The following is a 16128-nucleotide window of genomic DNA, read 5'->3' on the forward strand; positions in this document are numbered from 1 at the left end:
TAACATACTATAACACTAGAAAGATCGTGTCTTATGACCAATATTACTATTCGCCAGATGCAGCAGGATGAGATTACAGAGGTGACGCGCCTGTTGTCCTCCTATGCTTTTCGTTCTACCCCTTCGCTTCCCGAACGAGCAACGTGGCAGAAAGATCTGGTTTATCGCGATGAGGCCACCTATTTCGCGGTCTTTGACGGAAATCAGCCGCGCGCGAGTGCGGTCAGCTCACCTATCACACAAACTATTCGTGGTCAGTTCTATCAGGGGGGCGCACTGGGAGCAGTTACCACCCATCCCGCTGGTCGTCGCCAGGGTCATGCCCGCGCGATGCTGACCGCGCTGCTGGCTCACATGCATGAAAACGGCTATGCTATCTCTGTCCTTTATCCATTTCGTGAGTCATTCTATGCACGCCTCGGCTATACTTCCTTCCAGCAACCAAAACAAGCACGCTTCTCGCCAGTCGCTTTGCAGCCGCTACTCAAAAAAGATCTGGATGGAGAGGTGGAACTGGTGGAATTAGCGCAGGGTTTTGAACTGTATCAAAACTACCTGTCCATCCAGCAGCAGAGAATCCATGGCTTCGGTCGTTTTACGCCTAAACTTGAGTCCAGCCTACGCGATCAGAATGCCTACTGGCTGGCCATCGCCCGCTCACACGGCGAGATTAAGGGCATGATGCTCTACAAAATAAAAGGATATGGCGATGATTTCCAGGTCGCCCATTTCTGGTATCACGACATCCAGGGCCGCTATCTGCTTCTGGAATGGTTCGCACGTCATATCGATCATGTTAAAATTATTGAGATAACGCTACCACCGTTTGAACAACCGGAAACCTGGTGGTCCGATCTAAACATGAGGGTGACCTCTATCGGAGCGCCAATGGGCCGTGTCGTCGATATCACCCGGCTCAATGGCATGCACATTGGACCCGGCAGCTTTACGGCGCACGTACATGACGAATACTGTCCCTGGAACAGCGGCAACTACTGCTTTGAGCACAACGATGGCAAGCTCCAGATCAGCCGCAGCACCACAGCGGAATGTGACCTGTCAATCCAGGCCATCTCAGCGCTTATCTATGGTACCCACGAACCGGCTACATTTGCCATTCGCGACTGGGGAGATCCATCAGAGCAGGTCCAGGCCATCATGCAGAGCATGTTCACGCCGCAACAACCCTATCTCTATGAGACCTTCTAATCTGACATGCAATAGCCAAAGAAAAGCAAGAGGGATTAAATTTAGCGCATCCCTCTTGCTTTTTTTTGTTCCCTTATTTATGCTCGGTGGGATCTTCCAGGGCGCGTTTGGCCAGGGAGGCCAGGGCAACGTCATCCATGGGAGGGTTGTGCAGGCCGGCACGAATGTCCCGATAGTAGCGTTGCAACGGTGAACTGAGGGCCAGACTGGCAGCTCCGGCGACACGCATGGATAGATCGATGATCTCAATTGCGTTGTTGGTCGCCAGATATTTGACTGCTCCAACCAGGGCTGACTCTACATTGTCGCTATCTTCGGTGTAGTGCTCAGCCAGGCCAAAGAGTGAGGCCTGGCTTTCTAATAGCAGGACTTCGATCCTACCAACCTTATCCTGAATATGGGGAACAGTGGCAATAGACTGCTTGAGCGAGTTAGGACGGCGGCTACGCGCAAAGCGTACGGCTTCGTCACGGGCGGCCTGTGCAATGCCCAGATAAACAGCGGCCAGAACCAGCCCCCATACTCCCTGTCGCATCTGGATGCTGGGAATAACCGGTACCTGCTCATCAAGGTAAGATTCTGCACCCAGATGAATATCTTCCAGGATCAAATCGTTACTTCCAGTGCCGCGCATCCCAACCGTATTCCAGGTGTCTTCAATGCGCACTCCTTCGGCACTCCTGGGCACCAGGAAGTTACCGCGCTCAGACTTTAATGGTGGTAGGCCAGCTTCTACTCCTCCGGCATCCTCAATGCTGCAACCAACGATAAAATAGCTGAGTGCGTGGCTGCCAGTGGTGAACGTCTTGCGACCATTGATACGCCAGCTGCCATCTGGCTGACGGCGGGCAGTAGTCTGCGGACGACCGCCACGACTTGGACTTCCGGTCGCAGGCTCGCTAACCGCGCTATTGATCATGGCCCCGTTCTCCACCACATCCCGACACAGTTGCTTGATAACCGGAGGCACTTCTTCACGTCCCTCAACCAGCCGGCCAATATGCATCAGGTGCATCGTAACCACCAGCGCCGTTGATGCATCTCCCTGGGCCAGGCGATATTGAGCATGGACGAGATCCAACAGCGAAGCACCCTGGCCCCCCAGTTCGCGTGGCAGTGAGAGCGTAAGATAACCAGCCTCGTGTAAATCTTTAAAATTTTCCAACGGGAAGTAACCATCCCAGTCAGAGCGCGCTGCACGCTCCGCAAAAAGATCAGCTAATGTAGCGGCTGTTTCAAGCAAGTGTTTTTGTTCGGCAGTCCTTGGATACGAGAGGAAGCTCATAGATACTCCTTTAATTCAAATGGCCTTCAATGGTTCAGATAACGTTCGATCCATAGAGATCAGACAAACCGCAGGCAATTGAGATATAACGACATAGCGGCATTCCTCGCGGAGATCACCTGAGTCATGCTCCTGACCGGCTCGTAAAAGAAGATGGTCGAGAGGGTCCCCGCGAGGGGCGCCGCTATGCAGATGCTATCGATAGAGGGGGCATTCCCTTTATGACAGTGACTTCTATGGGTTTATCATATCATACACGAAACAAAACGTTGGCTCGCTCCCCTAATAACATACTGTTCTAATCGATGCTCATTGGGCGTGGTCAGCTTCCGTTACTGGCTAATCAGTCCACCGGAAATAAAGGGAACGCGCCTTCAGAGAGTAAATCTTCAGCACAAACATGATATAGTAGCAGGAAGAACCTATTAGTATCTACTCATAAGGAGAATGGATTAGTGAAGGCAATTGCGGTCTTTCCTGAAACAAAAGAGATCCATGTAGTTGAACATCCGGAGCCCCAGATTGAACATCCAGAGCAGGTGAAGCTGCGGCTGCTGGAGGTGGGGGTCTGTGGCACAGATCGACATATCTGTGCCCTGGCCTTTGGCACTCCACCTGCACATAGTGAGTATCTGATTCTGGGACATGAAGCACTGGCTGAAGTGGTTGCCGTAGGTGAAGCGGTTACTCATTTGCAGCCCGGTGATCTGGTGGTACCAGAAGTGCGGCGTCCCTGCGCCGATCCCGCATGTCGGGCCTGCCAGGCCAGTCATCAAGATTTTTGTCAAACCGGCACCTATACTGAACGGGGCATTAAAGAACTGCATGGATACATGGCTGAATATGTGGTGGATGATGTCCACTTCCTGCATCCTGTCCCTAAAGCTTTGAGCCAGGTTGCTGTGCTAACGGAGCCGTTAACCATTGCCGAGAAAGCTCTGGTTCAGGCTCTACAGATTCAGCAGCGCCTGCCATGGCAGACCAGCGCCGCGACCAGCGCGGAACCTGGAAGCGGCCTGACCGCCGTCGTGCTGGGTGCCGGCCCCATCGGTCTGCTGGGTGCGATGCTCTTCGTCATCCAGGGCTTCGATACCTACGTCTATTCTCGCGCCCAGACTCCCAATGACAAGGCTGATATCGTGGCCGCCATCGGTGCTACGTATATCTCTGCCGAAACCACTCCCATGGAGGCATTCAAAGAGCGCGTGGGTCAGATCGACCTGGTTTATGAAGCCATGGATGCCGCTCCGCTGGCTATCGAGGTCCTTCAGAATCTGAATCGCAATGGCATATTTATCTTTACCAGTGGTACCAACCCAAAACAGCCCTTTGGTATTGATAGCGCGGCTACCCTGCATAATCTGACTCCACAGAACCAGATTATCATTGGTACGGTCAATGCCGGGCCAGCAACCTTTCAGTCCGCCATTGAACATTTAGGCGTGTTCCAGCAACGCTGGCCTGCTATCCTACCCAGATTGATTACTGAACGGTATCCAATGGAGCGGGCTTCTGAGGTGCTGCTACAGAAACCCGGCGGCATCAAGCACGTTGTCACTATTGGTTAGTCGCGGCGGCCTGGCGGCGCATTTAAAGCTGCCCGGTCGCCACCAGCTCGCTCGCCTCCACAGAGAGCCGTAGCAGTTGAGCGAGGCCCTTGCCAAGCGGAGAAACATGCATACTTTCCTCAGTGGTATGGGCTTTCTCGCCCCTGGTGACACCGATACAAACAGAGGGGATGTTCAGACTAATCGGGATATTTGCATCCGTGCTCGATGCCACGCATTGTGGCTGATATCCAACCCAGCGCAATACTTCCATTGAGAGTTGCACCAGCTTATCACTCTCGCTACGACTTCCAGCGGGGCGATCGCCCAGCACCTCAATCTCAGTCTGCAAACCATCACCCGCGCGGTGCTGCACTATCGCCCGCGCCTGTTCTACCAGGGTATCTAATGCATCCACATTGATTGAACGCATATCCAGGAGTGCCGAGGCCTGCGGAGCAATGGTATTCACCGATGTTCCACCCTCGATAACCCCCACGTTGAAGGTCGTCTTTGGATCCTTTGGTACCTGGAGTGCTGCCAGTCCCGCGATAATCCGACCCAGACCGTGGATTGCGCTTGGGACACCGAAGGAACCAAAGGAGTGGCCGCCAGGACCCCTGACCGTAATTTTCCAGCGCTTTGATCCTACCGCTACATTGACAATACTCCCCAGATTCCCATCCACGACCAATACCGCGCCTAAATTATCTCTGTAACGCTCTACGGCGGCCCTGGCACCGCGCAGGTCCCCTAATCCTTCCTCACCTACATTAGCCACTGCCAGCAGATCTACAGCCGTCTCCCAGCCATATGCATCCAACATCTCAAATACAGCCAAAACGGCTGCGACGCTTACACTGTTATCTCCGATACCTGGACCATACACGAGGTCCCCTTCGCGATGAATCTTCAACAGAGTCGTGGCAGGAAAAACTGTATCGAGATGCGACAATAACATGACCACTGGCTTCCCCTGCCCCTGTCGCCCACGCCTTACATATACGTTACCAATTGCATCAATTTCGGGAGTATAACCACGCTCCCGCCAGAGCTCCGCCACAAATGCGGCCCGCTCCTTCTCTTCACCAGTGGGAGCCGCTACTGCACAAATACGCTGCGCCAGCGCTGCGACATCTTCAGTCCGCGCAGCTGCATCTGTTAACAGGCAATTCAAATACTCAGTGGACAGCGCCATCAATCACTCCTTGTTGTTGTTTCGTACGCTGAGATCAAAAAATAGCGGGCACAGACGAATATAACGCTAGATGCCCGGGCCAATAGGTGACAAAAAAGCATGTTATAAAAGGCATTATAATACGTAAGAGATCCATCACAAAACTGATGGGCAGATTCATCCGTATCGCCTCTATAGCTAAGATAGGTGCCCGGCGTCAAGAATATTCATGGGCGCATATTCAATTTGATGGTCGATTACGCCACTTTGAGCATCACAATATGTATCATATTAGCTACATCTTGACATAAGATATTGACCTATCTTGAATTTCATGCGTTGAATAAAGCATAGTCGAAAGGATAAGAAAAACTTTGGCCATTCAGACCAAAGCGCTATGTCTCTCTCGTCTGTTGATTGGAAAAGTTTAGAAGCAGGAGAACGTATTTATGACTATTGCCAAACAGCCTTTTGGTCGTACAGGGCACAACAGCACGCGCACACTATTTGGTGCCGCCGCCCTCGGATCAGTTACTCAGGCGGAAGCAGATCAAACGTTAGAGGTACTGCTCAAATATGGAGTAAACCACATCGACGTAGCAGCTAGCTATGGCGATGCGGAACTACGCATTGCGCCCTGGATGGCCCAACATCGCTCTGATTTCTTTGTCGCCACTAAAACAGGCGAGCGCACCGCGCCTAAGGCGATGGAGGAGCTACAGCGCTCTCTGGAGCGTATGAAGATCGACTACATTGATCTCTGGCAATTCCATAATCTGGCCGATCCTATTGAATGGGATATCGCTCTTAGCCCGGGAGGTGTCATCGATGCGGCCATTGAGGCAAAAAAACAGGGCCTGGTCCGCGCCATCGGTGTAACTGGCCATGGACTCCAGATCGCCGCGACCCATCGGCGTAGCCTGGAGCGCTATGACTTTGATTCGGTCTTATTGCCCTGTAATTATGTGACGCTGCAAAATCCTTATTATGCTGAGAACTTCAATGCTCTGGTGGCAACCTGCAAACAGCGCAATGTCGCTGTTCAGACCATTAAATCGATTGCCTACAAACCCTGGCTGGGCGATGAGCATAATCGCAATACCTGGTATGCTCCTCTGGAAAACCAGGAGGATATTGATCGTGCCGTGCATTGGGTCCTGGGTCACGAAGGGGTCTTCCTCAATACTGTTGGTGACATCCATCTCCTGCCAAAGGTATTAGATGCTGCCAGCCGCTTTGAGAAAGCAACTCCTGATGCAGAAATGGATAAAATGGTAGCCGGTCTCGGTATGCAGCCGCTCTTCGTCTAATAGGCGAAAAGCTTTTTTTTTATCGAACAGACATAAAAAACTGCGGGGGCCGTCCTCTTGATAGAAAATATGAGGACGGCCCCCGCAGCTTCACTGGCTGGATATCTAGTAGCGAAACAACCTCATAAGGGGTCAGGCGACTAGAGGCCAGCGTAGTTGCTTCTGGTCTCTTTCTCATTCATGTACAGAGCTTCGTTGATGCCTTCACTATTGCGGCTCAACAACTCCAGCAGGCCGCGTGTCTCTTCAGCACTCATCGTGCAATACATGCCGCTGGGATTGCCAAACTCATGGTAGTATAGTTTCAGCTTGCCATCCTCTAACCAGGACTGGTAGCGGCCAATTTTCATATGATCTTTGTGATTGTGTGGTGTATTCATGTTTGTTTGCTCCTCCTTGAGGTCATCTCAGGCTGACAACTTTACTTCTGTTCTTTATACTTTTGGCTAACTGAGAAAAAGATTCAGCATAGAACCTTCCACCCGAGTGATTTCTTTTGCCTGTGTTTTGCTTTCGCTGACATACATATAATACGGCATAATCCAGCGTTTGTGAGCCAAAAAACGACCAAAAAATGAAGCCCCAAAAATCTTTATGCACTTCTATACATAGGCCCTTCAGGAACTCTATTATTCCAACCTTTCATTACATCTTTACGAAGCAAATTGCTCACTTACTTGTGCACATTGCACAATAAATTGCCCCTTATATATTTGTACAAAATGCAAAAACCGGGTCGTTACCTCGTTACAGCCATGTCGCCCCGTGTGCGTTACACACAATAAAAAAGGTCACCCTCGTATTTCCGAGGGCGACCCTGATAGCTTTTTTGTTAGAGTTGTGCCAGCAGGCTGTTTAAACGATTGACAAAGGTGACTGGATTTTCTAGCTGCTCACCACTACTGAGAACCGATTGATCAAAAAGCACATGCGCCCAATCGGAAAAAAGTTGTCCGTCCGCTTCGTTCTTGATACGCACGACAAGTGGATGCTGGGGGTTGATCTCCAGAATGGGTTTGTCGTTCGGTATCTGTTGGCCTGCGGACTGCAAGAGGCGTTTGAGGCTGGGATCTATGCCATATTCGTCGACCACCAGACAGGCGGGAGAGGTCGTCAGGCGGTTGGTGGTACGTACATCTTTGACTCGCTCGCCCAGCACCTTCTTGAGGCGCTCCAGCAGTTCTTTGGCCTCATCGGCGCTCTTCTGCTGTTCCTCTTTTTCCTGTTCATCTTCCAGTTTGCTCAGGTCAACTTCACCCTTGGAAACCGATTGCAGCTGCTTACCATCGAATTCGCGCAGTTCTGGCAATGCCAGATGATCAACAGGATCGGACAGCAAGAGGACTTCAATGCCCTTCTTCTTGAAAATCTCAAGTAGAGGGCTATCCTTGGCCGCGGCATAGCTGTCGGCCACAATATAATAGATCTTGTCCTGTCCCTCTTTCATGCGCCCCACATACTCTTCCAGTGAGACGTTCTGGGTCTCGCTGCCGGAAGTTGAGGTCGCAAAGCGTAAGAGTTTTGCCAGGGTGTCGCGATTGTTGTGATCTTCCAGCAACCCTTCTTTGATGACACGGCCAAATTCTGCCCAGAAAGTAGCGTACTTCTCCGGCGAGTTTTTGGCCAGATCGGTAAACAGGCTCAGCATCTTCTTGGTCGCATTCGAGCGAATCGCATCAATCATGCGATTCTGCTGTAGAATCTCACGCGAGACATTCAAAGGTAGGTCATTGGAGTCGATGACACCACGAATGAAGCGCAGGTAGCGCGGCATCAATTTCTCAGCATCATCCATGATAAAGACGCGACGCACATACAGCTTGACACCATGATGAACCTCGCGTGTATATAGATCGAAGGGAGCCTGTGCAGGTATGTAGAGCAGCAGGGTATATTCCTGCGTTCCTTCCATACGGCTGTGAGTGTAGGCCAGGGGATCGTTGAAATCATGCGAGATGTGTTTATAGAATTCGTTATATTCTTCTTCGCTGATTTCATTGCGTGAACGTGTCCAGAGCGCGGACGCTGTGTTCACGACTTCCCATTCGTTTTCTTTATCTTTTTCCTCCGACTTCATCACAATTGGCAGCGTAATGTGGTCGGAATATTTGCGGATAATTGAGCGCAGGCGATAGCCGCTCAAAAGTTCGTCTTCGTCTTCGCGCAAATGCAGAATGACTTCAGTGCCACGGGAAGGCTTCTCAATGGTCTCAATTGAATACTCCCCTTGACCGTCAGATTCCCAGCGCACACCATGATTTGCCTCCAGGCCGGCATGACGTGTCAGCACCGTTACCCGGTCGGCAACCACAAACGAAGAATAGAAGCCGACGCCAAACTGACCAATCAGATTGGCATCCTTTTGCTGATCCCCGGTCAAAGCCTGGAAAAACTCGCGTGTGCCCGATTTTGCAATCGTGCCCAGGTGCTCAATAACCTCTTCGCGGTTCATGCCAATACCATTGTCTGCGACCGTGATTGTACGAGCATCTTTGTCAAATGAGACACGTATCTTGAAATCGGTGTCGTGCTCATATAGTGATGCATCTGAAAGGGCATCGAAACGCAAACGATCGATCGCATCCGATGCATTTGAAATTAATTCACGCAGAAATATTTCTTTGTTACTATACAGTGAATGGATCATCAAATCCAGTAACTGCTTTACCTCAGCCTGGAAACCAAGCGTCTCCTTATGTGTATCTGTTGACATAAACAAAACCTCCCTAGCAACAGTAGTATTTGAGAGAGAAGAATAGCGCACAAAGAGGCATTATTATCAATTGCTACTGTACCAAAACCAGCTCTTTTTTTCAACCAATCCATGCTTCGAATAACCGTGTTAAACGTGCACTGATAATAAAATATCACAATATACATGCATAAAAGAACACCGTGGGTATGCAACCAATGTCGCCAAAGATGCACCATAAAATTGGCAGGGATTAATTTTACCTTTTACCTCTGGTTTCGTAGCTTCTTATGCTATAAGAAAAACACGCCGTACTATCCCAAAATGGCTATCTTTCTCTCTTCATACGACGTATGTGTATCCCAGACGAGTCAATATTCGTATGGACTTGTAAACCCCGTAGACACTACGATAGGTGATATAGGTCCTGTAATAGTACCAGGAGAGAAGAAATTTTGTTCAATGCCGCTCTTTTAAAGTTTTATCTTTTGAAAAGCTGAAAAAAATTTCTTCTTCTTAACTGATACGAAGTATAAAAAAGGGACAAAAAGCTAAAAAATGGCCAGATAGTTCTATCTATCTTTACATAACTGCGTATTTGTAACAAAGCTGTTAAAATCTAGATAGAAAAAAAAACATTGTTAACCCCACTATCTGTATATACTAAAAGTTACCCCCCCTCTTTACTTACCTGACACATTGTTGTACAATGCGCATACAATGTTTTCTTGTGTATTTCTACAACGCAGTGATCACTTCTCAAGTGTTGAGCCTATTTAGCATATAGACAACTATGAACAAGTGCATCAGTAGAAATCACAATGATCAAAAACAGTTTTTGATTAAAAGGAGAAAAATCACATGAGCGAGCTATTAACTGTATCCGAGGTTGCAGATATCTTACGTGTAGATGACACCACCGTTCGTCGCTGGGTGAAACAGGGTGCTCTGGAAGCGGTAATTTTGCCCCATGTCAATGAGCGCCAGGCCTATCGTATTAAACGCGAGACCCTTGATCGCGTTTTGGGCGATGCGGCCAATCAACTGGGCGGCGAATAATAAGGAGCGTCAGGCCTATCGTACTAAACGCGAGACCCTTGATCGCGTTTTGGGCGATGCAGCCAATCAACTGGGCGGCGAATAATAAGGAGCGTCAGGCCTATCGTACTAAACGCGAGACCCTTGATCGCGTTTTGGGCGATGCGGTCAATCAACTGGGCAGCGAGTAATAAGGAAAGCACAGAGCATATCCGTCAATTGTCTCTATGCCAATACATAATTGATACATTCGCATAAGCTTGATGGTGCTCAAATAATATTTGCGCATTTCCATTCATTCACAATTTAATACGAATAAAATGAGTCTGGCTTCTTGTAGCTTAAAAGAAGTCTGGCTCATTTTTAGCTATAAAAGAAACTACCTTGATTTGGCGATTACTTTGGAACATAGGATACAGTAGTTCAACATAAAAAATGTACGCCAACGGCATTCGTGTGATAATCTCATCTAGAATGGAGCCAGGATTCTCTGATGAAAAACGGTTGACAGTCTATTGACTTAAATGTATTATCAATAACAGACGCATAAATAAATATGTAACTCGATTGCCTGTTGCTCTTATACTAGCAATTTGCATTCGATATTTCCCGACCAGGAATAGTAAATTGAAAACACGTATTTTGCCACCCTCGCGTGAGTTTTCTACTCTGGTCAATCTCCTACGTTGGAGGGCAGTCCAACAGCCCGAACAGCGCATCTACACTTTTCTGACTGACGGAGACAAAGAAAAAGATGCCCTCACATTCGCGGAGCTTGATCACCAAGCAAGAATTATCGGCGCTTCTCTACAAGAACGCGTTCCTCGCGGAAGCCGCGCCTTGCTGATCTACCCTTCGGGGTTAGACTTTATCGTCGCATTCTTCGGTTGCTTATACAGTGGAATTATTGCAGTCCCGGTGTACCCGCCTTCTGCGGTTCGCTCAGACCGTACGCTGACAAAATTTCGAGCGATAGCGCAAAATGTTGATGCCCAGGTCGTTTTAACCTCCACCACGCTTTCTTCAAAAGTTTCTAGTTTAATTCATCAAACCCCTGAACTGCAAACTGCACCTGTCCTTGTCACTGATACCCTCTCTGATAATGCTTCCCAATGGGAGATGCCCGATGTGGCCAGTGAGACGTTGGCATTTTTGCAGTATACATCAGGCTCAACGGGTGTCCCTAAAGGCGTGATGGTGACACATGGGAACTTACTGCATAATCTATCGCTGGTCGAACGTTATTGCCAGCATCCTGACAATGCCCATGGTGTAACCTGGCTGCCACTTTATCATGATCTTGGTCTTATTGGTGGTGTTCTTCAACCACTCTATGCGGGCTATGAATCTACGATTATGGCCCCGACGACGTTTTTACAGCGTCCTTATCGCTGGTTGCAGGCGATTTCGAATACGCAGGCGACCATCAGTGGCGGCCCTAATTTTGCCTATGATCTCTGTGTGCGCAAGGTTACAGATGAGCAAAAGCAGACACTGGATTTGAGCCATTGGGAAATTGTCGCCAATGGCGCGGAACCGGTGCGTTCAGATACAATGGAGCGCTTTGCAGAGGCCTTTGCTGTCTGTGGTTTCCGCCGTAATTATTTCTACCCTTGCTATGGCCTGGCTGAGGCTACGCTGGTGGTGAGCGCTGGCACCAAGGGTGTCTTCCCTACCGTTCGTTCATTCCAGGGCGAGGCTCTGAAACAAAATCTTGCTCAGGAAGTGACGACGGCTGATCTGCAGGATGGAACGGTGGATGAGCAGAGTGTCAGAACCCTGGTGAGCATCGGGAAAAGTCAGGATGATCAAACGGTCTTGATTGTGGATCCGGAAACCAGTACACCATGCCCTGCCGACCGCGTGGGGGAGATCTGGATTGCTGGACCCAGCGTTGCTCAGGGCTACTGGCAGCGGCCAGTTGAAACGGCCGAGACCTTCCAGGCCTATCTGGCTGATGGACAGGGCCCTTTCCTGCGTACCGGTGATCTGGGTTTCTCTCATCAGGATGAGCTCTTTATTACCGGACGCCTGAAGGATTTGATTATTATTCGCGGTAGCAACCATTATCCTCAGGATATTGAGAAGACGGTGGAGTCCTGCCATGCCGCGCTACGCCTCAATGGTGGAGCCGCGTTTTCGGTTGAGGCTGATGGTGAAGAGCGCCTGGTAATTGTGCATGAGGTGGAGCGCACCGCCCTATCTTCAAATCTGGATCAGGTGGTTGCCGCGATTCGGCAGGCGATCTCGCTACAACATGAGGTCCAGGTGTATGCGATCACCTTGATTAAACCTGGTAGTCTGCCAAAGACGTCCAGCGGTAAAGTGCAGCGCCGGGGCAGCAAGGAACATTATCTGCAGGGTACGCTCGATGTGGTTCATACCTGGCAACAGGATGCAGCCGAGAGCAGTGTTCCTCCAGTAGTATCCCAAACCACGCAGGTGGCAGAGCCACAGCCGATCAAGGAGGAGCAGCCAGCTGAACCAGCGATCGATGTAGCCATGCTGCGCTCCTGGCTGGTAGAGCATGTGGCGGAAGCATTAAAAGTAGCACCTGGTTCGATCGATGTGAGCACGCCTTTCGCCTACTATGGTATGGATTCGGCCCAGGCGGTCAGCCTTTCGGCCGACCTGGAAGATTTGTTGCATCGTTCACTGGCCCCCACGCTGGCCTATGATTATCCCACCATCGATGCGCTGGCTCGCTATCTGGCGAATGGGGAAGAACAGGTAGCTGCCGAGGCAGTTGAGACGCCTGAGCAAAATACGTTTGATCAGGATGCCATTGCAATTATCGGTCTGGGCTGTCGCTTTCCAGGCGCTCAGAATCCCGATGAGTTCTGGCATCTGCTGCGCAATGGAGTCGATGGTATCTCGGAGGTCCCCGGCGAGCGCTGGAATAGCCAGGATTACTATGCTGAGGCTCCGGCTACTCCCGGCAAAATGAATACCCGCTGGGGTGGTTTCTTGCCTGAGGTCGATAAGTTTGATCCTACCTTCTTTGGCATCTCACCACGTGAAGCGAATGGGATGGATCCTCAGCAGCGTTTACTGCTAGAGGTGGCCTGGGAGACATTGGAACATGCTGGTGTGGCTCCCAGTCGGTTGGCTGGCAGCCAGACGGGTGTCTTTGTTGGCATCAGTAGCGACGATTATTCGCGCTTGCAGTTCCGCCATCCCGATGAGGCCGACGCCTACGCAGGCACGGGCAATGCGCATAGTATTGCGGCCAACCGCATTTCGTATGTGCTGGACCTACGCGGACCTAGCATGGCGATGGATACGGCTTGCTCTTCGTCTTTGCTTGCGGTCCATCAAGCCTGCCAGAGTTTGCGTAACCATGAATGTACGCTGGCCCTGGCAGGTGGCGTCAATCTGATCCTGACGCCGGAGCTAACAATTACCTTTTCGCAGGCGCGGATGATGTCTTCAGATGGGCGTTGCAAGACGTTTGATGATAGTGCCGATGGCTATGTACGTGGGGAGGGTTGTGGCCTGGTCTTGCTCAAGCCTTTATCCGAGGCTCAGCGCGATGGCGATACTGTACTGGCAGTGATTCGCGGCTCGGCTGTGAACCAGGATGGGCGCAGCAATGGTCTGACCGCCCCTAATGGTCCTTCTCAAGAGGCGGTCATTCGTCAGGCTCTGAGCAATGCTAATATCCAGCCAGGCCTGGTTAGCTATGTGGAAACTCATGGCTCCAGCACTCCATTGGGCGATCCTATTGAGGTGGCCGCACTCAAATCTGTCTTAATGCCACAACGTGCCGCCGAGCAGACCTGCTTGCTGGGCGCGGTCAAAACCAATATCGGTCACCTGGAGTCAGCTGCGGGGATCGCTGGCTTGATTAAGACGGTGCTCTGCCTGCAAAAGGGTGAAATTGTCCCCAATCTACATTTCCAGAAGCTGAATTCGCACATCTCTTTTGAGGACACCACCTTTGCGATACCGACGCAGCCCATGCCCTGGCCGGCTGAACGACGGATCGCGGGCGTCAGTGCCTTTGGCTTCGGTGGCACGAATGTGCATATGATCCTTGAAGCGGCACCGGCGATACGCGCTGTCACCAATGAGATGGAGCGTCCGCAGCATCTGCTGACCCTTTCGGCGCATAGCGATGAGGCATTGCGCCAACTGGCGCACCGCTACCAGGCCTTCTTAAAAGAGCATCCTGCTACGGCTATCGCTGATCTCAGTTATACAGCCAATACTGGCCGTGTGCCTTTTGCTTCCCGCCTGGCAATTACGACAACAACCACCGAGCGGCTGCGTGGACAATTGGCAACCTTCCTTCAAGGTAAACCAGCTCCCACCATTCAGCAGGGACGTAAAACGGCTGCGCGCAATCATAAGATCGCCTTCCTCTTTACGGGACAGGGTTCACAATATGTCGGTATGGCTCGGCAACTCTATGATACTCAGCCAACCTTTCGCGCGGCCCTTGATCGCTGCGACCAGATCCTGCAAAACTATCTGGAGCAGCCGTTGATTTCGGTGCTCTATCCTTCTCTGGAGAATCCATCTCTGGATGAGACAGCCTATACCCAACCAGCTCTGTTCGCTTTAGAGTATGCGCTGGCTGAGATGTGGAAGTCTTGGGGGATTGTACCAGAGATAGTGATGGGACATAGCGTTGGCGAGTATGTGGCGGCCTGTGTCGCTGGCATGCTGAGCCTGGAAGATGGTTTGAAGCTGATCAGCGCTCGTGGACGTTTGATGCAGGCTCTGCAGCAGCCGGGAAGTATGGTGGCCGCCTTTGTAGCCCCCGAGCGGTTGCAGCCGTTTATCGAGCCCGTGCAGCACCTGGTATCAGTAGCCGCTATCAATGGTCCGCAGAGCACGGTACTCTCGGGCGATGCTTCGACGCTGCAAGAGATTGTTCAGCAGTTGGAGGCGGCAGGCATCGCGACCCATCCTATGACGGTTTCGCATGCCTTCCATTCGCCATTGATAGAACCAATGCTGGATGAATTTGAGCAAACGGCTAGCGAGATCACGTTTAAGCCTCTCCAGTTGCCTGTGGTCAGTAATGTCACCGGACAACTCTTAAATGTTGGTGAATCGGTGGATGCTCACTATTGGCACACACAGACCCGCAGTGCGGTCCAGTTCGCTCGTGGACTGGATACGCTGGCCGAGCAGGACTGCGATGTCTTTGTTGAGGTTGGCCCGGCCGCTACACTGATCAATATGGGGAAACGTTGTCTGCCTGAAACGGAGCATACGTGGTTGCCATCCTTGCAAAAAGAGCATGGAAACTGGCAGACCTTGCTGGAAACCATGGGCAAGCTCTTTGTTCTGGGCATCGATATTGATTGGTCTGGCTTTGACCATGATTATCAACGCCAGCGCATAGCGTTGCCAACCTATCCATTTGAGCGCCAGAGGTGCTGGTTCGAGACCAAGGATAGCCCCAGTGTTCAACAAAAGGTACCACGGTTAGCAACGGCAACAGCCAATAGCCATGATTCTCAACGCCATCCTTTGCTGGATACCCATGTCGCTCTGGTCCATCCTGTGCGGATGCATGTATGGGAGAGTACGTTGGATACACAACAAATCCCTTACCTGAAAGATCATCGCATTCAGGGCTTGGCCGCCCTTTCGCTGTCAACCTACATCGAGATGGCTCAGGCCGCAACCAGAGAGGCTTTTGGCACTAACAATTATAGCCTGAAAGAGATTGAGCTTAAGAAACTTCTTCTCTTACCAGAGGAAGGTTCCCAGAAGGTTCAAGTTGTTCTTTCTGCCGACACTCAGGATCAGGCGACTTTTACCATTTATAGCCATGCTGTCGGTGCACCAGATCAACCACACGACCACTGGACGCTCCATGCAACTGGTAAAATTCACACTCATTGAGGAACTAG

General features: G+C 50.8%; 10 protein-coding genes. 6 read left to right on the top strand and 4 right to left on the bottom strand.

The annotated features are described in order from the left end of the window. Positions 1-33 precede the first annotated feature (33 nt). A complete protein-coding gene (locus tag JMI88_RS06605; RefSeq protein ID WP_201361004.1) occupies positions 34-1209 on the top strand; it encodes a GNAT family N-acetyltransferase in 1176 nt (391 codons plus the stop codon). A 73-nt stretch (positions 1210-1282) separates the two neighbouring features. Here the strand turns inward: JMI88_RS06605 and JMI88_RS06610 are convergent, their stop codons facing one another. After that, a complete protein-coding gene (locus tag JMI88_RS06610) occupies positions 1283-2494 on the bottom strand; it encodes an acyl-CoA dehydrogenase family protein (protein WP_201361005.1) in 1212 nt (403 codons plus the stop codon). Positions 2495-2949: 455 nt separating this feature from the next. Here JMI88_RS06610 and JMI88_RS06615 point away from each other — a divergent pair, with 455 nt between their 5' ends. Beyond that, positions 2950-4062 carry a glucose 1-dehydrogenase gene (locus JMI88_RS06615; RefSeq protein ID WP_201361006.1) on the top strand — a complete coding sequence of 371 codons (1113 nt, stop codon included), beginning with the start codon at positions 2950-2952 and terminating at the stop codon, positions 4060-4062. Positions 4063-4084: 22 nt separating this feature from the next. Here JMI88_RS06615 and JMI88_RS06620 read toward each other — a convergent pair whose 3' ends face one another. Beyond that, positions 4085-5239 (bottom strand): M20/M25/M40 family metallo-hydrolase, encoded by a 1155-nt coding sequence (locus JMI88_RS06620; protein ID WP_201361007.1) that lies wholly within the window; start codon positions 5237-5239, stop codon positions 4085-4087. A gap of 428 nt (positions 5240-5667) precedes the next feature. Here JMI88_RS06620 and JMI88_RS06625 point away from each other — a divergent pair, with 428 nt between their 5' ends. After that, a complete protein-coding gene (locus JMI88_RS06625; RefSeq protein ID WP_201361008.1) occupies positions 5668-6528 on the top strand; it encodes an aldo/keto reductase in 861 nt (286 codons plus the stop codon). 140 nt (positions 6529-6668) lie between these two features. Here the strand turns inward: JMI88_RS06625 and JMI88_RS06630 are convergent, their stop codons facing one another. Both JMI88_RS06630 and htpG read right to left on the bottom strand, forming a co-directional pair. Continuing rightward, positions 6669-6908, bottom strand: a complete 240-nt coding sequence (locus JMI88_RS06630; RefSeq protein ID WP_201361009.1) for a hypothetical protein — start codon at positions 6906-6908, stop codon at positions 6669-6671. 452 nt (positions 6909-7360) lie between these two features. Continuing rightward, entirely contained in the window at positions 7361-9241 is a 1881-nt protein-coding gene (gene htpG / locus JMI88_RS06635) for a molecular chaperone HtpG (protein ID WP_201361010.1), read from the bottom strand. Positions 9242-10081: 840 nt separating this feature from the next. Between htpG and JMI88_RS06640 the strand changes: the two genes are divergently transcribed. The 3 genes from JMI88_RS06640 to JMI88_RS06645 all read left to right on the top strand — a co-directional run bounded on the left by JMI88_RS06640 (position 10082) and on the right by JMI88_RS06645 (position 16120). Further along, on the top strand, positions 10082-10279 hold the full coding sequence (locus tag JMI88_RS06640) for a helix-turn-helix domain-containing protein (protein WP_201361011.1): 198 nt from the start codon (positions 10082-10084) through the stop codon (positions 10277-10279). A gap of 38 nt (positions 10280-10317) precedes the next feature. Next, entirely contained in the window at positions 10318-10449 is a 132-nt protein-coding gene (locus JMI88_RS40055; protein WP_268905971.1) for a hypothetical protein, read from the top strand. Between the two features lie 436 nt (positions 10450-10885). After that, complete coding sequence (locus JMI88_RS06645; protein WP_201361012.1) at positions 10886-16120, top strand: type I polyketide synthase; 5235 nt, start codon at positions 10886-10888, stop codon at positions 16118-16120. Positions 16121-16128: the final 8 nt, after the last annotated feature.

Source organism: Dictyobacter formicarum (assembly GCF_016587435.1).